This is a genomic window from Pseudomonas sp. YeP6b (genome assembly GCF_025642995.1).
Taxonomy (GTDB): Bacteria; Pseudomonadota; Gammaproteobacteria; order Pseudomonadales; family Pseudomonadaceae; genus Aquipseudomonas.
Window position 1 is genome coordinate 4,043,756 of sequence record NZ_CP080090.1, and the last position, 16,905, is coordinate 4,060,660.

At 62.3% G+C, this 16,905-nt stretch carries 13 protein-coding genes; 6 read left to right on the forward strand and 7 right to left on the reverse strand.

The genetic code is table 11. From position 1 onward, the window contains the following. Positions 1-36: 36 nt before the first annotated feature. Genes KZH41_RS18035 through KZH41_RS18055 form a run of 5 tightly spaced genes read right to left on the reverse strand, consistent with a single transcriptional unit; the run spans position 37 to position 5,879 of the window. Positions 37-1,041, reverse strand: coding sequence for a substrate-binding domain-containing protein (locus KZH41_RS18035; protein ID WP_242150474.1), 1,005 nt, complete (start codon positions 1,039-1,041; stop codon positions 37-39). A 37-nt stretch (positions 1,042-1,078) separates the two neighbouring features. After that, positions 1,079-1,942, reverse strand: a complete 864-nt coding sequence (locus KZH41_RS18040; protein WP_094952628.1) for an SMP-30/gluconolactonase/LRE family protein — start codon at positions 1,940-1,942, stop codon at positions 1,079-1,081. A gap of 15 nt (positions 1,943-1,957) precedes the next feature. Next, positions 1,958-3,538 carry an aldehyde dehydrogenase (NADP(+)) gene (locus KZH41_RS18045; protein ID WP_263273371.1) on the reverse strand — a complete coding sequence of 527 codons (1,581 nt, stop codon included), beginning with the start codon at positions 3,536-3,538 and terminating at the stop codon, positions 1,958-1,960. A gap of 10 nt (positions 3,539-3,548) precedes the next feature. Next, positions 3,549-4,541, reverse strand: a complete 993-nt coding sequence (gene araD1 / locus KZH41_RS18050) for an AraD1 family protein (RefSeq protein WP_263273373.1) — start codon at positions 4,539-4,541, stop codon at positions 3,549-3,551. A 15-nt stretch (positions 4,542-4,556) separates the two neighbouring features. Continuing rightward, a complete protein-coding gene (locus KZH41_RS18055; RefSeq protein ID WP_263273375.1) occupies positions 4,557-5,879 on the reverse strand; it encodes an MFS transporter in 1,323 nt (440 codons plus the stop codon). 191 nt (positions 5,880-6,070) lie between these two features. Between KZH41_RS18055 and KZH41_RS18060 the strand changes: the two genes are divergently transcribed. Continuing rightward, positions 6,071-7,807, forward strand: coding sequence for an IlvD/Edd family dehydratase (locus tag KZH41_RS18060; RefSeq protein ID WP_263273376.1), 1,737 nt, complete (start codon positions 6,071-6,073; stop codon positions 7,805-7,807). 47 nt (positions 7,808-7,854) lie between these two features. After that, on the forward strand, positions 7,855-8,577 hold the full coding sequence (locus KZH41_RS18065) for a FadR/GntR family transcriptional regulator (protein WP_094952623.1): 723 nt from the start codon (positions 7,855-7,857) through the stop codon (positions 8,575-8,577). A 217-nt stretch (positions 8,578-8,794) separates the two neighbouring features. Here KZH41_RS18065 and KZH41_RS18070 read toward each other — a convergent pair whose 3' ends face one another. Together KZH41_RS18070 and KZH41_RS18075 are read right to left on the reverse strand one after the other, a co-directional pair. Then, positions 8,795-9,394 (reverse strand): hypothetical protein, encoded by a 600-nt coding sequence (locus KZH41_RS18070; RefSeq protein ID WP_263273378.1) that lies wholly within the window; start codon positions 9,392-9,394, stop codon positions 8,795-8,797. 13 nt (positions 9,395-9,407) lie between these two features. Beyond that, positions 9,408-9,992, reverse strand: coding sequence for a papain-like cysteine protease family protein (locus KZH41_RS18075; RefSeq protein ID WP_263273380.1), 585 nt, complete (start codon positions 9,990-9,992; stop codon positions 9,408-9,410). Between the two features lie 437 nt (positions 9,993-10,429). Here KZH41_RS18075 and KZH41_RS18080 point away from each other — a divergent pair, with 437 nt between their 5' ends. From KZH41_RS18080 to KZH41_RS18095, 4 genes are all read left to right on the forward strand, one after another. Continuing rightward, on the forward strand, positions 10,430-11,320 hold the full coding sequence (locus KZH41_RS18080; protein ID WP_263273382.1) for a bestrophin family protein: 891 nt from the start codon (positions 10,430-10,432) through the stop codon (positions 11,318-11,320). An 81-nt stretch (positions 11,321-11,401) separates the two neighbouring features. Then, positions 11,402-12,289: a proline iminopeptidase-family hydrolase gene (locus KZH41_RS18085; RefSeq protein WP_094952619.1), complete on the forward strand. Its 888-nt coding sequence runs from the start codon at positions 11,402-11,404 to the stop codon at positions 12,287-12,289. Between the two features lie 862 nt (positions 12,290-13,151). Beyond that, positions 13,152-15,563 (forward strand): glucose/quinate/shikimate family membrane-bound PQQ-dependent dehydrogenase, encoded by a 2,412-nt coding sequence (locus tag KZH41_RS18090; protein WP_263273383.1) that lies wholly within the window; start codon positions 13,152-13,154, stop codon positions 15,561-15,563. Positions 15,564-15,614: 51 nt separating this feature from the next. Then, positions 15,615-16,880, forward strand: coding sequence for a carbohydrate porin (locus KZH41_RS18095; RefSeq protein ID WP_263273385.1), 1,266 nt, complete (start codon positions 15,615-15,617; stop codon positions 16,878-16,880). Positions 16,881-16,905: the final 25 nt, after the last annotated feature.

Below are 16,905 nucleotides of genomic sequence, written 5' to 3' on the forward strand. Positions count from 1 at the left end.
TGGGCGCAGGCTTGCCTGCGCCCACATTTGATTGCCTCAGTTCCAGAGGCCGATTTTTTCCAGTTCCTGCTTGAAGTTCTCACGGGTGATCAGCGTGACTTCGTCCATGGCGGTGTACTTCGGTGGTTCCTTGCCGGTGGTGACCCAATCGAACATCATCTTCGCGGTGTTGTAGCCCTCAATGTGCGGGCTGGGCAGCATCGAGCCGAAGAAGCCGCTGTTGGCTTTCTTCAGTTCGCCGATGGCGTCGGTGCCATTGATGCCGATACCGATCACATTGGCGGCGGCAAAACCGGCCGTTTCGGTAGCGCGTACGCCGCCCAGCACGGTGTTGTCGTTCATGCCGCCGATGATCAGGTTTTTCACGCCGCTGGGCAGCTTGACCAGTGCCGAGTTGGTGGCATCCATGCTGCCCGGCACGTCAAGGGTCTTGGCGGCGGTGAACACGATGTGGTCCTTGGGGAAGCCCGCGTCTTCGAGGGATTTGACCGAGCCATCGGTGCGTTTTTTACCGGTGTCGAGTTCATTGAAAGTGTTGATCACCGCATAGGTGTCCTTCCAGTCCCAGCCGCGTTTTTTCGCCTCGGCCGCCATCGCCGCGCCCTGCTTCTGGCCGACTTCGAAGGCGGCCATGCCCAGGTACGGCACGTCCTCCATGAAGTTGCCCTTGGCATCGACAAAACGGTCATCCACCGCAATCACTTTCAGGCCATTGGCGCGGGCCTTGGCGACGATGGCCGGGCCCAGGGACACGTCCGGCGGGCAGATCACAAAGCCCTTGGCGCCGTTGGCCGCCAGGCTGTCGATGGCCGAGAGGGTTTTCTCGCCATCGGGCACGGCGATTTTGATCACGGTGAAGCCATGTTCCTTGCCGGCTTTTTCGGCAAAGGCCCATTCGGTCTGGAACCACGGCTCCTCCGCCTGCTTGACCAGAAAACCGATCTTCACTTCCTCGGCGGCCAGCAACAGGCCGCTCAGGCTCAGGGCCGACACCGCCGCAGCGGCGCAACATAGGGAACGGATACCACGACGACGATTCATACGGGTGACTCCTTGTTGTTGTTTTTGGGTCTTGGGTTTATCCGGCAAAGCGGTGACAGGGCGTGCCTGGCACATCGACCTCGATGGCCAGCACCGCGCCGTCCAGCGGGTGATCGAGTGGGCTGGCGGCGCTGGTGATGTAGAGGGTGGTGAGGTTGGGGCCACCGAATACGCAACTGGTGGGACGGCTGACGGGCAATTCGATAATCCGGTCCACGCCACCGTCCGGCGCCAGGCGCAGCAGGCAGCTGCCATCCCAGCGCGCGTTCCAGATATAACCTTGGCTGTCCATCGCCGAGCCGTCCGGCCCGCCACGTGAATGCGGACCGAACCATACCTGCGCCGGGTCGAGCTGGCCGCCCGCCTGGATCGAATGCCGGTAGAGCGTGCCATCCAGGCTGTCGCCAAAGTGCACTTGGCTACCGTCCTCGCTCCACAGCAAGGTATTGGGAATACCCAGGCCATGCAGCAGCGGCGTGACCTGCGCATCGGCATCAATGCGAAACAGGCCGCCGGAACGTCGGGTGATGGGCAGGTCTTCGCCGTGCTCGCCAATGTTGTTCTGCATGGTGCCCAGCCATAGGCGGCCCTGGGCATCGCAACGCGCTTCATTGCCACGGTTACCGGGTTGCGGGTCGGCCACGCACAGCAAGCTCAGGGCTTCGGTTTCCAGGTCCAGCCGATACACGCCGCTGCTCAGCGTGACCAACGCATCGCCACTTTCACAGGGAATGAAGGCCGAGACGTGCTCGGGCAGTTGCCAGATCTGCAAGTGTCCGCCCATCAGGCGCAGCGCCTGTTTGCCGGCGATATTCACCCAATACAGCGCCTGGGTCGGCACGTCCCAGAACGGGCCTTCGCCCAACTGCGCACGGTGCGCAGTAACTGCGGTACACGGCATAAAACCTCCTGGTGGTTACAGCGGGTCGCGAGATGGCGTGCCATCCACCAGCCGCTGGATACGCAACGGGTTGGCGTTTTTTAACGCGTCGGGCAGCAGGCTATCAGGGTAATTCTGCAAGCACACCGGGCGCAGGAACCGGTCGATGGCCAAGGTGCCGACCGAGGTGCCACGGGCATCCGAGGTGGCCGGGTACGGGCCGCCATGCACCATCGAATCGCAGACTTCCACGCCGGTCGGGTAGCCGTTGAGCAGGATGCGCCCGACTTTCTGTTCCAGCAGTGGGGTGAGTTCGGCGAACTGCTGCAAGTCGTCGGGTTCGCCGATGATCGTGGCTGTCAGTTGCCCATGCAGGCAATGCAAGGCGGCGCTGAGCTGGGCTTGGTCGGCCACCTCGACAAACACCGTGGTCGGGCCGAACACTTCTTCCTGCAGCACTTCATCGCCGTCGATCAGCAAAGCCACGTCGGCCTTGAACACCTGCGGCTGCGCCTGATTGACCGCCTGGGCATTGCCCGCCAAGTGCTGAATGCCAGGGTGCGCCAAGAGTTTCTCCAGGCCTTTGCCATAGCTGCTCAAGGTGCCGGCGTTGAGCATGGTTTGCGCCGGCTGATCAGCGATCAGTCGCGCAACCTGCTGGGTAAACGCGGTGAACGGCGCCGACGCAATGCCGATCACCACACCAGGGTTGGTGCAGAACTGGCCACAGCCTTGCACCACCGAGGCGGTCAGGTCGCGAGCCACCGTGTCCGCCCGCGCCTGCAAGGCCTGTGGCAACACGATGACCGGGTTGATGCTCGACATCTCGGCAAACACCGGGATCGGCTGCGGGCGTGCCGCCGCCATGTCGCACAAGGCGCGGCCGCCCTTGAGCGAGCCGGTAAAACCGACAGCCTGGATCGCCGGGTGCTTGACCAGCGCCTCACCGACGCCAGCGCCGAAGATCATATTGAACACGCCCACCGGCATCTCGGTGGCCTCGGCCGCGCGAATGATCGCATCGGCGACCTGCTCAGCCGTGGCCATATGCCCGCTGTGGGCCTTGAACACCACCGGGCAACCTGCCGCGAGCGCCGCAGCGGTGTCGCCACCGGCGGTGGAAAACGCCAGGGGAAAGTTGCTCGCACCAAACACCGCCACCGGGCCCAGGCCAATGCGGTATTGGCGCAGGTCCGGGCGTGGCAGTGGCTGGCGGTCGGGCAAGGCCTGGTCGATGCGCGCGCCGTAGAAGTCACCGCGACGCAGCACCGTTGCGAACAGGCGCATCTGGCCGCTGGTGCGACCGCGTTCGCCTTTGATACGCGCGGCAGGCAGCGCGGTTTCGCGGCAAACCAGCGCGACGAAGTCATCCCCCAGCGCGTCCAGCTCATCGGCGACGGCATCCAGGAACTGCGCGCGGCGCGAAGCACTCAGCGCACGGTAGGCGGGGTAAGCCGCTGCGGCGGCCTTGGCGGCGGCGTCGACCTCCTCCGGTGTGGCCTGGTAGAACGTTTGGGCCAAGGCTTCGCCGCTGCTGGCATCAATGCTTTGCAGGGTCACGCGGCCTTTGGCACTGCGCTGGCCGCCGATGTAGTTATGGCCGAGGAACTGGGGCATGGTGCTCTCCTTAAAGGGTGATGACATTGCCGGGCTCGAACGCAGCGCCGGCCTTGCCGACAGCGTTGACCAGCGGCGCGCCAAACTCGGCCTGGCTGATCTCGAACACATCGCCCGGTTGGGTACGTATACCGTCGGCGAATGACAGCGTGGCGGTGCCGAAGAAATGAATGTGCACGTCGCCCGGTGTCAGGAATTGACTGTATTTGAAGTGGTGATACTCAAGGTTTTCCAGGCTGTGGCACATATTCGCCTCGCCACTGAGGAATTCGTTCTGCCAGATCACCTGGCCATCGCGCAGGATGCGGCTGGTGCCCGCCAGGTGCTGGGGCAACTCGCCCACGCGCAACTCAGGGCCATAGCTGCAACTGCGCAGTTTGGAGTGAGCCAGGTATAGGTAATTCTTGCGTTCCATCACGTGGTCGGAGAATTCGTTGCCCACGGCGAAGCCCAGGCGATAGGGTTTGCCGTCGTGGCCGATCACGTAGAGGCCGCCGATTTCCGGCTCTTCACCGGCGTCTTCGGCGAACGCCGGCACCGGGAAGGCCTGGCCCGGGCGTACCACGATGCTGCCGTCGCCCTTGTAGAACCACTCGGGTTGTACGCCCGCTTGGCCGGCCGGTGGTTTGCCGCCCTCCACGCCCCATTTGAAGATGCGCAGGGTGTCGGTCATCGCGCTGTCGTGCGCGCCGTGCTGGTGCATCTTGTCGCGCGCCGAGGCACTGCCCAGGTGAGTCAGGCCGGTGCCGCTGATCAGCATATGAGCCGGGTCCGGGTGATCGAGTGGCGGCAGGATTTTCAGGTCGGCCAGCAATTCAGCATAGTCGTAGCTGTCGCCCAGGCCCAGGCTGTCGACCTGTTGCTGCAACTTGACGCCCGCCTCGATGGCCGCCAGCGCCAACTCGCGCACGCTGCGCGCCGTGCGCACTTCTCTTAGCGTGCTGCCTTGCACCACGCCGACAAGGCGTTCGCCGTTGCGTAACTCGAACTGAACTAAACGCATGCAGCTTCTCCTCGATTAAGTACGTGTAGCACCACGCGCGCTGGCGGCGAATTGGTCGGCGGGCAGCACGTGCTTGCGCTCCAGCACGCGGTAGACCACGCCGGTCAAGACCAGCCCGAACACCATCACCCCGGACAAGAAGTACAAGCCCGAAGCCAGGTTGCCGGTGGATTCCTTGAGCGCGCCAATCACAAATGGGCCGATGTAGCCGCCGAGGTTGCCCACCGAGTTGATCAGTGCAATCCCCGCCGCCGCACTGGCGCCGGCAAAGAAGCGCCCGGGCAAGGTCCAGAACACTGCCGTGCAGGAAAACAGCGCGAACGCCGCCAAGCACAGCGCGGCCATTTGCAGCACCGGCACACTCAACCAGGCACTGCAGAACAGGCCGATGGCACCGAGCACATAGAGCACGGCGAGATGGCCATAACGATCATTCAACCGGTCGGAACTGCGCGGGATGATCAGCAGCCCGATGATGCCGAAAATGTACGGCACTGCTGAGACGAAACCGGTGACCAGGTCACTGCCGCCGAACTGTTTGATCAGCGTCGGCAGCCATAGGCCGAGCCCATAAATGCTCAAGGTCACCGGCAGGTAGAACAGCGCCAGCAGCAACACGCGCTTGTCCTTGAGGGCATGCAGCGGGTTGCCGTGGCGAGTCTGGCCGTAGGCTTGCAGGTCTTTATTCTGCTCGCCGGTGAGCCAGGTTTTCTCGTCCTCGCTCATCCACTTGACCTGTTGGGGGCCGTCCGGCAGGAAGCGCAGCACGGGCCAGGTCAGCAGCAGCGCCGGGGTACCGATGACGATGAACAGCCACTGCCAGCCGTGCAGGCCGAGGATGCCGTCCATGCCCAATAAACCGCCGGACACGGGGCCTGTGATCATCATCGCAATGGGTTGGGAGAGGATGAACAGCCCAAGGATCTTGCCGCGATGGCGCACTGGGAACCACTGGGTGATGTAGTACAGCACGCCAGGGAAAAACCCCGCCTCCGCCGCGCCGAGCAGAAAGCGCATCACATAGAAGCTGTGCGGCCCCTGCACGAAGGCCATGCCAATGGTGATGGCGCCCCAGGTCAGCATGATGCGTGCAAACCAGCGCCGCGCGCCGAAGCGATCGAGCATCAGGTTGCTGGGGATCTCGAACAGGAAGTAGCCAATAAAGAACAGCCCTGCGCCCAAGCCGTACGCCGCGTCACCGATGCCGACATCGGCGCCCATATGCAGCTTGGCGAAACCTACCGCTGAGCGGTCCACGTAGGCGATCAGGTACAGCAGGATCAGGAAGGGAATCAGTTTCAGCGTGATGCGCCGAATAAGCCGCAGTTCCTGGCTCATGGGTCGATCTCCGATTGTTGTTTTTATAGAAGCTCGGCGGCCGCCTCCGGCCAAATTCAGCCAGGATCATGCCTCAGTTGAAGCTGACTATATAGTATGACTATTTACAAAACAACACTTCCAAACCCTCGATTTTGCGCTTATGTTTAGGCGCATATAGAACATATAGTCATACAATAAGAGAGTCGATCATGCCTGATAAAAAGCCCGCCCTCCGCTCCGCCCAGTGGTTTGGCACCGCCGACAAGAACGGCTTCATGTACCGCAGCTGGATGAAGAACCAAGGCATCGCCGACCATCAGTTCCATGGCAAACCGATCATCGGCATTTGCAACACCTGGTCGGAGCTGACGCCGTGCAACGCGCATTTCCGTCAGATCGCCGAGCATGTCAAGCGCGGGGTGATCGAGGCCGGTGGCTTCCCGGTGGAATTCCCGGTGTTCTCCAACGGCGAGTCCAACCTACGCCCCACCGCCATGCTCACCCGCAACCTGGCGAGCATGGACGTTGAGGAAGCGATTCGCGGCAACCCCATCGACGGTGTGGTGCTGCTCACCGGCTGCGACAAAACCACCCCGGCGCTGCTGATGGGCGCCGCCAGTTGCGACGTGCCGGCCATCGTCGTCACCGGCGGGCCGATGCTCAATGGCAAGCACAAAGGCCAGGACATCGGCTCGGGCACGGTGGTGTGGCAGCTCAGCGAACAGGTCAAGGCCGGCACCATTACCCTGGACGATTTCCTCGCGGCCGAAGGCGGCATGTCGCGCTCGGCGGGCACCTGCAACACCATGGGCACCGCCTCGACCATGGCCTGCATGGCCGAGGCGCTCGGCACTTCCCTGCCCCACAACGCGGCGATTCCGGCGGTGGATGCGCGCCGGTATGTGCTGGCGCATATGTCCGGCATGCGCGCGGTGGAAATGGTGCGCGAAGACTTGAAGCTGTCGAAGATCCTGACCAAAGAGGCGTTTGAAAACGCGATACGGGTGAACGCGACCATCGGCGGCTCGACCAACGCGGTGATCCACTTGAAAGCCATCGCCGGGCGTATCGGCGTCGAACTCGACCTGGATGACTGGACGCGCATGGGACGCGGCGTGCCGACCATTGTCGACCTGCAGCCGTCAGGGCGCTTCCTGATGGAGGAGTTCTACTATGCCGGGGGCTTGCCTGCCGTGCTGCGCCGCTTGGGCGAGGCCAACCTGATCCCGCATCCGAATGCCCTGACCGTCAACGGCAAGTCCCTGGGCGAGAACACCAAGGACTCGCCGATCTACGGCCAGGACGAAGTGATCCGCACCCTTGACAACCCGATCCGCGCCGACGGCGGCATCTGCGTGCTGCGCGGCAACCTCGCACCGCTGGGCGCCGTGCTCAAGCCATCGGCCGCCAGCGCGCAACTGATGCAGCACCGTGGCCGTGCGGTGGTGTTCGAGAATTTCGACATGTACAAGGCGCGCATCAATGACCCGGAATTGGACGTGGATGCCAACTCGATCCTGGTCATGAAAAACTGCGGGCCTAAGGGTTACCCGGGCATGGCCGAAGTCGGCAACATGGGCTTGCCCGCCAAGCTGCTGGCCCAGGGCGTGACCGACATGGTGCGTATTTCCGATGCGCGCATGAGCGGCACGGCCTACGGCACGGTAGTGCTGCATGTGGCGCCGGAAGCCGCCGCCGGTGGGCCGTTGGCCACGGTGCAAGAAGGCGACTGGATCGAACTCGACTGCGCCAACGGCCGCCTGCACCTGGACATCCCCGACGCAGAGCTGGCGGCGCGCATGGCGGACTTGGCGCCACCGCAGAAGCTGATCGTCGGCGGCTACCGCCAGCTGTACATCGACCATGTGCTGCAGGCCGACCAAGGCTGCGACTTTGACTTTCTGGTGGGTTGCCGGGGGGCTGAAGTCCCCCGTCATTCCCACTAATTGGGATGCTATGATGCCGCCTATTTAGCCAGAGCCTCCCGTTCGTTATGGATCACCAGCCGCCCAAGCCACGCAAGAGCATGCATGCCCAGATCGTTCAGGACTTGGGCATGCACATCGTTTCCGGTCGCTTCAAGCCCGAAGAACGCCTGCCCATGGAAGCCACGCTGTGCGAGGAGTACAAGGTCAGCCGCTCGGTGTTGCGTGAGGCGACGCGGGTGCTCAGCGCCAAGGGCCTGGTGTATTCCAAACCACGGGTAGGCGCCGTGGTGCGGCCGCGCTTGAAATGGCATTTGCTCGACCCGGACGTGCTCTCCTGGCTGATGCAGACCACGCCCCACAGTGAGTTCTTCAACACCCTGGCCGGCGTGCGGCGCATTCTCGAACCGGAAATCGCCGCCATGGCCGCGACCACCGCCACCGACGAAGACATCGCCACCATCGAAAAAGCCTACCTGGGCATGGAAACCGCCAAGACCCACGACGCCCTGCTGCAGGCCGACCTGGACTTTCATCGCGCCATCGCCGATGCCACCCGCAACGACTTGCTCGCCTACATGTGCAACATGCTCTCACTGCCGTTGCGCGAGTCGATCAACATCACCAACCGCCGCCCCGACATCCAGGGCCTGAGCCTGCCGCGCCACAAGGCGATCCTCACCGCGATCCAGAACCGCGACGCCCTCGGCGCCCGGCACGCCTCGCTGGTGCAGCTGGATGACACCCGCGTGGCGCTCGACACAGTGATGAATGTGCTGACGCCGCTGTAAATCCAGCGTCTACGCTCAGGGGGCAGTTCGAGGAACCGGCCATGTGCGCACGACGCACGCAGCACTGCGGTGCTCATGACTTCGCGGTGCCCTCCACGCCTGTCGCCCTGCTGCCGCTTGAAAATGACCTGGTGCACGCCGACCGCGCCTCTGTCTTGCTGAATCATGTCGATAAAAAACCCGGACCATGTCCGGGTTTTTTTACCCTAGGGTTTTATCAACTGCCCAACTGCCCACGGGTGTCCGCGTCGAAGCGCTGACGGGCCTGATCAGCCGCCGGTTTGAGCAACGCGAGCAGCGCCGCCTCACCGTACAACTGAGTGACCGCCAGTTCCTTGGGGGTCGGCTCAATCGGGATCAGCATCTCTTCGCCGTCGGCGTGCAGCCAGATGGCCACAACGTGCAGTGCCGAGATGAATAACACACGCAGCTCCACGGTTTTACCCTGCAATTGCGGCGACTGTTCCGCCAGTTTCAGCGCATCCACCGTCGCCGCTGCCAACGTTCCGTGGTTGAGCGAAGCGAACTCGACATGCCCGCGTACGTCGGCCAATTGCGCGTCGGCAATCGTCGCTCCATCGGCAAATACCAAGTAATGCCAATCGCCGATCTCGGCGTCTTTCAGGCCTTTACCCAGACTCAAGTCCTCCAGGCTGAGCGAGTAGCCACGATAGCCTTCGCTCAGCCTGATTTGGCCCGGCACAGCGGCCGCGAATTGGCGATTGATGCCGAAGCCCTGGGTTTGCAGCGCAGCTTGCAGCGCTGGACGCAGTACCTGTACGCCGTTGGAGGGCGCCTTTGGATAAGTCAGTTGCATGATGTAGCCCTCCTTAGTTTTTTACGGTGAAGTAAGTGTTGGTCCAATTGCCGCCGCCGTTGTACGAACCGGGGAACGAGTTCAATGCGCGAGTCGAATAGCCGTAGATCGAATCTGCGATCAACAGGTAGTTGCCGTTGGTGCCATAGATCACCAGAAAGTGCGCACCGCCACCGTACCAGGCGCAACGCAAACCAATGGGTCGGCCCCTGTTGAGCTGGTTTTGGATGGCGGGCATCTGCAGCGAGCCTTGAGTCATGCCGTTGTAGCTGCGCGTGATTCGCAAGGCGGAATCCAGATAGCCGTAGATGTTGCACGGTCCCGGCTGATTGCAGCAGTTGCGGTCCAGCGCGTTGCTGGCGACACCGCACTGGGTCCAGGACCCGGTGCCGTAGTAGTTGCCGACCGAGGCGGAAACAGCCGCCCAGCACCAGTTGGTCTGGGTTTGTTTCTGCATGCTGAAATTCAGGCTGGCGGCCGCCATTACTTTAGGCTGATGAGCCGCTTCGACTTCGACCAGTTGCGGGTCGAGCAAATGGCCGATCAGGCAGTTGGGCTGTGGGTCGCCGGTGAACCGGGTTGTTTCAGGGGTTAACATTTTTCAATCCTCCATGAATGAAAACACGCGTCCAGCGTGTATGGGTGCAGCGGTGTTACTGAGCGATCGACGTTCCGGGGTGCGCCTATTCGAGGGCGCGTTCCGATCTGGCTCGAGGTAACCCTAGGCGCTAATATGCATTAACGCAAACATTTAAATGCATATACGCATATTTGATCTTCCTCAAAAGTGACAGTTTCTAAAAGGCGACGCATTGCCTGAAGGCTCGATCTATCCCATTTGCCGGATTTTTTGCAGTGTCAAAATCAACGAAGTCTTCGTTTCGGAATTTCCAAGCTACCCGCCACGCCTAGACGTGAGCGTTTGAAACATAGCCATACGTAACTGAAACGATTCAGGCCCAACGCGAACCTTTCTCCGCAAACGGGCGTCCGAGCTTAAGCACTGTTGCTTATCGCCCGCCGCGAGGTCCTCGTTTGAAAGCCGCCATCATCAAAAAATACCGACTGATCATCAAGACCATGGGCTATGTGGGCTGGGCTTTGTTCTGGCTGCTGTTGTGGGATGTGGCCGTCACGGTGGACTTCATGCTGTTTCTGACCACCAAGATCAATTTGCCGCTGATGCCGCTGACGCTGCTGGGCTCGGCGCTGGTGGTGCTGATCAGTTTTCGCAACAGCAGCGCCTATAACCGCTGGTGGGAAGCCCGCACGCTGTGGGGCGCGATGGTGAACAACTCGCGCAGCCTTGCCCGCCAGGTGCTGACCTTGCTGGATGACCCGGACGGCGAGGTCAACCCGGTCAAAGCTACGCTGCTGCGCCGCCATGTGGCCTATGTGAATTGCCTGGCGGCGCACCTCAGGGGTAATGCTTGCCCGGAGGAAGTGCGCGCGTTTATCCCCGCTGAGGAGTTCGCGCGCAACGGCGCGACCAACAACTTTGCCAATGACATCCTCACCGGCTCGGCGGCTTTGTTGGCCCGCGAATACAAGGCCGGGCACCTGGACAGCATTCGCCTGGCGCGGCTGGAGTCGACGCTGGTGGACCTGTCCAACGCCCAGGGCGGCATGGAACGCATCGCCAACACGCCGCTGCCCTACCCTTACGTGTATTTCCCACGGCTGTTCATTTCGCTGTTCTGCCTGATCGTACCGGTGGGCCTGGTGGAATCTTTGGGCTGGTTCACCCCGCTGGCGTCGACGGTGGTCGGCTTTATGCTGCTGGCCATCGAGCGTATCGGCACCGACCTGCAAAGCCCGTTTCACTCCAGCGAGCACCAGATCCAGATGGAAAGCATCTGCGAAACCATCGAGAAAAACCTGCAGTCGATGCAGCGTGATGCGCTGGGTGGCGAGCGTATCGGTTGATAACCTATCATTTTTACCAGTACACCTGACGCACCGTTTTCGCTAGCCTGTACTCCATCAGATCCCAAGGAGGTACAGAACATGCAGGTACGCGAAGGCTATGCCGAATTCCGTGGCTATCGGACGTGGTTCCGGGTCACCGGCGACTTGAATTCAGGGCGCCTGCCCTTGATCGTCGCTCACGGCGGCCCGGGCTGCACCCATGATTACGTCGACAGTTTCAAAGACCTGGCCGCCACTGGCCGCGCGGTGGTGCACTACGACCAAGTCGGCAATGGCCGCTCAACGCATTTGCCCGGCGTTTCCCCCGACTTCTGGACCGTGGCGCTGTTCCTGGCGGAGCTGGACAACCTGATCGAACACCTTGAGATCAGCGACTACGCGCTGCTGGGCCAGTCTTGGGGCGGCATGCTCGGCGCCGAGCACGCGGTGCGCCAACCCGCCGGGTTGAAGGCATTGATCATTGCCAACTCGCCAGCCTCCATGGCGTTGTGGAGCGAAGCGGCGGATGAGCTGCGCCAGGCGCTGCCACGCGAGGTGCAGGCGACGTTGCTACGCCATGAAACCGCAGGCACCACTGACAGCGCCGAGTACCACGCCGCGGCGGAGGTTTTTTACGCGCGCCATGTGTGCCGTGTCCAACCGGTGCCCGCCGAAGTTGAGCGCACCAATGTCGCCATTGAGGAAGACCCTACCGTCTACCACGCGATGAATGGGCCGACTGAGTTCCATGTGATCGGCAGCATGCGCCACTGGAGCATCATTGATCGGCTGCCGCGTATCCTGGTGCCGACGCTGTTGATTTCCGGGCGGTTTGATGAGGCCACACCTGCGACCGTGCAGCCGTTTGCCGATGGCATCAGCGACGTGCGCTGGCAGATTTTCGAGCAATCGAGCCATATGCCGCATGTTGAAGAGCGTGAGGCGTGTATGGCGTGTGTGGATGGGTTTCTCGCGCCCTTGGGGTGAAGACCAAGCCCTGTGTGACAAGCAGGCTTGCCCTGCGTTGGGCTGGGAAGCGGCCCCAATAAATACACCGCGGTCTGCCAGCCAGAGCGCGGTGTTTGGTTTTAGGGCTGGCGTATCTTTGGGTAGATTGAGTACATATCCGTTGCTGCGGTAACGGCTGATAGGGGTTCCGCCCTTACGGCGGGTCACTTTTGAAAGAGCCCAAAAGTAACCAAAAGGCTCTTGCCCCACCACTCGGCACCTCGCCTAGGCTCGGTGTGCCCTCACGCAGGCTTTGGACCGTGGGCCGCCGCCATGGGCCATCCTTGGCCCATCGCGGCTAAACCGGCGTCCTGCCGGTTTACCCACGCTCCAAAGCCTGCGTTCGGCCAGCGTGGTTTAACGGGGCGCCTAAGATCAAGATCAAAAGCAAGAGCACGGCGGCCTAGTAGCCGACCTGAGTGGTAGAAGCAAAAGCAGGGCAGAAGCACAGCAGCACACTCTCTGTCTGATGTACCGAGATCCCAATGTGGGAGCGGGCTTGCTCGCGAAGGTGGTGGGTCAGTTACACATGAGCTGGCTGACCCACCGCATTCGCGAGCAAGTCGAATCGTCGCGCCGCCGCTCCCACAATTTGACCGAGTTCGGCTGCCAGCACCGCAGTGCTCTTGCTCTTGATCTTAGGCGCCACGTAAAACCACGCTTGCCGAACACAGGCACACCGAGCCTAATCGCCACAGTTAGCCCGTTCACCACAATGGCGCTAAACCTCACCCCATCATCCCCAAGCCTGTAAAAGACTATTACCGGGCGCAATGTACTAACTAGTTACTTATCTTGCTAAAATCGCGTCTTTGCCCACTCACCTTCGAGTTCTGTCGATATGAAACGAGCATCGCGCGCCGCTGGCGCCTCTAGATTTCTCCTGCTGGGCCTGGGCATTGTCATTGCCCTGCTCGGCGTGGCCATGGCCGTTGGCGGCGCCAAACTGGTCAGCCTGGGCGGTTCCTGGTACTTCTTGATCGGCGGCGTGGCCATGGCGGTTTCTGGTCTGTTGATCGCGCGGGGTAAACCGACTGGCGCGTGGTTGTTCGCGGCCTTCCTGGTGGGCACGGCCGTGTGGGCGGTGGCGGATGTCGGCCTGGTGTTCTGGCCACTGTTCTCGCGGCTGTTCATGTTTGCGGTGATCGGTGTGGTGGTGGCGCTGGTGTACCCGCTGCTGGCCGGCAGGCCTGCACGTGGTGCTTACGGCATCGCGGCCGTGATGGCCGTTGGCGTGGCGGTAGCGGCGGGCAATATGTTCGTCGCGCACCCAAGCGTAGCGCCAACCGGCAAAGGCCCCGGCATCACGCCGGTGGCGGCGGCCGATGCGCAGAAAGACTGGGCGCACTACGGCAATACCGAAGGCGGCAGCCGTTTTGCGGCGCTGGACCAGATCAACCGCGACACCGTCAACAAGCTCAAAGTGGCGTGGACCTACCACACCGGCGACGTGGCCATCAGCGACGGCAACGGTGCCGAAGACCAACTGACGCCCCTGCAGATCGGCAACAAGGTGTTCATCTGCACGCCGCACAACAACCTGATCGCACTGGATGCCGACACCGGCAAAGAGCTGTGGAAGAACGAAGTTAACGCCACGTCGGCGGTGTGGCAGCGTTGCCGGGGCATGGCGTATTTCGACGCCACCGCGCCGATTGCTCAACCGACCCAGCCGAACAGCTCGCCAATTATCGCGGCCAGCGTACCCGCCGGTGCGCAGTGCCAGCGTCGCTTGCTGACCAACACCATTGATGCGCGCCTGATCGCAGTGGACGCCGACACCGGCAAGTTCTGCGAAGACTTCGGCACCCACGGCCAAGTGGATTTGAAAGCCGGCCTGGGCAATGTGCCGGACAGCTACTACCAACTGTCTTCGGCACCGCTGATCGCCGGCACCACCGTGGTGGTGGGCGGGCGCGTGGCGGATAACGTGCAGACCGACATGCCCGGCGGCGTGATCCGTGGTTTCGACGTGATCAGTGGGCAAATGCGCTGGGCCTTCGACCCGGGCAACCCCGAGGACAAGAGAGCCCCGGCCGCCGGCAGCACCTACGTGCGCAGCACCCCGAACAGCTGGGCGCCGATGTCGTATGACCCGTTGATGAACACGATTTTCCTGCCGATGGGCAGCTCGTCCACTGACATCTATGGCGTGGAACGTACCCAACTCAACCACAAATACGGCGCCTCGGTGCTGGCGCTGGACGCCTCCACCGGTGCAGAAAAGTGGGTGTACCAGACCGTCCACAATGACCTCTGGGACTTCGACCTGCCGATGCAGCCGAGCCTGATCGACTTCACTCCACCGGGCAGCGACAAACCTGTACCGGCGGTGGTGATCGGCACCAAGGCCGGGCAGATCTATGTGCTCGACCGCGCCACCGGCAAGCCGCTGACCGACGTCAAGGAAGTGCCGGTCAAGGCCGCCAACATCCCTAACGAGCCCTACTCGCTGACCCAGCCTAAATCGGTGGGCATGCCGCAAATAGGCGCGCAAACCCTGAGCGAATCGGACATGTGGGGCGCCACGCCGTACGACCAACTGCTGTGCCGCATTGATTTCAAAGGCATGCGCTACGAAGGTCTGTACACCGCGCCCGGCACCGATAAATCGCTGAGCTTCCCGGGCTCCCTGGGCGGCATGAACTGGGGCAGTATTTCCACTGACCCGGTGCACGGTTTTATCTTCGTCAACGACATGCGCCTGGGCCTGTGGATCCAGATGGTGCCGTCCCAGAACAAGGCCCAGACCTCGTCCGGTGGCGAAGCGCTGAACACCGGCATGGGCGCCGTGCCGCTCAAAGGCACACCGTATGCGGTGAACAAAAACCGCTTCCTGTCGGTCGCCGGCATTCCGTGCCAGGCGCCACCGTTCGGCACCCTGACGGCCATTGACATGAAGACCCAGCAGATCGCCTGGCAAGTGCCGGTCGGCACCGTTGAAGACACCGGCCCCTTGGGCATCCGCATGCACCTGCCAATCAAGGTCGGCCTGCCAACCCTGGGCGGCACGCTGTCGACACAGGGCGGCCTGATCTTTATCGCCGGCACCCAGGACTTCTACCTGCGCGCCTTCAACAGCGGCAACGGTGATGAAGTCTGGAAGGCCCGCCTGCCAGTGGGCAGCCAAGGTGGCCCGATGACCTACGTGTCGCCGAAAACCGGCAAGCAATACATCGTTATCACCGCCGGCGGCGCGCGCCAGTCCACCGACCGTGGCGACTACGTGATCGCCTACGCACTGCCGGAATAACCCTGTGTTCGCGCGGTGCCCCCGCACCGCGCTTCTGTTTGGAAACCACGCATGAACCCCACTTCTCATCTGCCCTTTGGCGGCCTGGTGCTGGGCCTGGCCTTTGCGGCCGCCCTGCCCGTTCAAGCCGACGACACCACCCTGACCGGCGACTGGGGCGGCCTGCGCCGTGAACTCGACGAGCAAGGCATCCGCTTCACCGGCGACTACAGCGGCGAGACCGCCTACAACGCCGACGGCGGCCAGCACCGCTCGGCGCGCTACTCGCAAAACATCAAGCTTGGCGTGCAGTTCGACTTGGGCAAGCTCTACGGCCTGAACAATGGCGACCGCATCCAGCTGACCATCAACGACCGGCGTGGCAGCAGTGCCTCCGAAGACTTGGTGGGCAACCGCCTGCCGATCCAGGAAAACTACGGCGGCCTCTACACACGGCTCACCGAGCTGAGCTACGAGCGCACGCTGTTTACCCCCGCGCTGAACGTCAAGCTCGGCTACATGGCAATGGGCAATGACCTCGGTGGCCTCGACAGCGGCATCCTGTGCAACTTCATGAACGCCGGTTTCTGCGGCCACCCGCTGAACATGTCCGGCGGCAGCGGCTGGGCCAACTACCCGAACGCGCACCTCGGCGCGCGAGTGAAATACGACTTCTCACCGTCCTGGCAACTGCGCGTGGCGGCGTTCAATGTCGACCCGTCGAGCAACGGCAACGCCAGCCGCGCCTGGCACCTGGGGCCCAAACACACCACCGGTACCGTGGTGCCCATCGAGCTGGTGTACAAGCACGCGGGCACTCTGCCGGGTGAATACAAGCTGGGGTATTACTACGACAGCTCAAACGTGAAACGCATCGGCAGCAACAAGGAGGTCAGCGGCCGGGGCGGTCACTACCTGCTGATTGATCAGGCGGTGTGGGCGTCCAGTTCGTCTGCCGGGCGCGTGCTGCATGCTTTCGGCCAATACTCGGCCGCCAGTGAGGCCGCCTCGCCGTTCAGCAAGTGGTATGGCGCGGGCGTGGTGCTGTACAAGCCGTTTGAAGGTCGCCCACGCGATACCGTCGCCTTGGGTTATGGCCGCGCGGTGCCGAACCCGCGCAGTCGCGACGTGCAGGAACTGGCAGCGTTCAACGCGGGGGCGGACTACCCCAACCTGAACAATGCCGAGCAGTTGATCGAGCTCAGCTACGGCTACCAGGCCACGCCATGGCTGACCCTGCGCCCGGATGTGCAATACATCATTGAGCCGGGGGCGTTTTCCGGGGTGGATATCGATAATGCATGGGTATTGGGCTTACAAGTGAAAGCCGTTTTCTGACGGGATGACGGCCTAGGTGCGAGCG

Bases quoted from the DNA above. Each gene is read 5' to 3' on its own strand.
- KZH41_RS18045 (WP_263273371.1), bottom strand. From the start codon at position 3,538: ATGCCCCAGTTCCTCGGCCATAACTACATCGGCGGCCAGCGCAGTGCC.
- KZH41_RS18070 (WP_263273378.1), bottom strand. From the start codon at position 9,394: ATGCAACTGACTTATCCAAAGGCGCCCTCCAACGGCGTACAGGTACTG.
- KZH41_RS18065 (WP_094952623.1), top strand. From the start codon at position 7,855: ATGGATCACCAGCCGCCCAAGCCACGCAAGAGCATGCATGCCCAGATC.
- KZH41_RS18040 (WP_094952628.1), bottom strand. From the start codon at position 1,942: ATGCCGTGTACCGCAGTTACTGCGCACCGTGCGCAGTTGGGCGAAGGC.
- KZH41_RS18090 (WP_263273383.1), top strand. From the start codon at position 13,152: ATGAAACGAGCATCGCGCGCCGCTGGCGCCTCTAGATTTCTCCTGCTG.
- KZH41_RS18085 (WP_094952619.1), top strand. From the start codon at position 11,402: ATGCAGGTACGCGAAGGCTATGCCGAATTCCGTGGCTATCGGACGTGG.
- KZH41_RS18075 (WP_263273380.1), bottom strand. From the start codon at position 9,992: ATGTTAACCCCTGAAACAACCCGGTTCACCGGCGACCCACAGCCCAAC.
- KZH41_RS18095 (WP_263273385.1), top strand. From the start codon at position 15,615: ATGAACCCCACTTCTCATCTGCCCTTTGGCGGCCTGGTGCTGGGCCTG.
- KZH41_RS18055 (WP_263273375.1), bottom strand. From the start codon at position 5,879: ATGAGCCAGGAACTGCGGCTTATTCGGCGCATCACGCTGAAACTGATT.
- araD1 (WP_263273373.1), bottom strand. From the start codon at position 4,541: ATGCGTTTAGTTCAGTTCGAGTTACGCAACGGCGAACGCCTTGTCGGC.
- KZH41_RS18035 (WP_242150474.1), bottom strand. From the start codon at position 1,041: ATGAATCGTCGTCGTGGTATCCGTTCCCTATGTTGCGCCGCTGCGGCG.
- KZH41_RS18060 (WP_263273376.1), top strand. From the start codon at position 6,071: ATGCCTGATAAAAAGCCCGCCCTCCGCTCCGCCCAGTGGTTTGGCACC.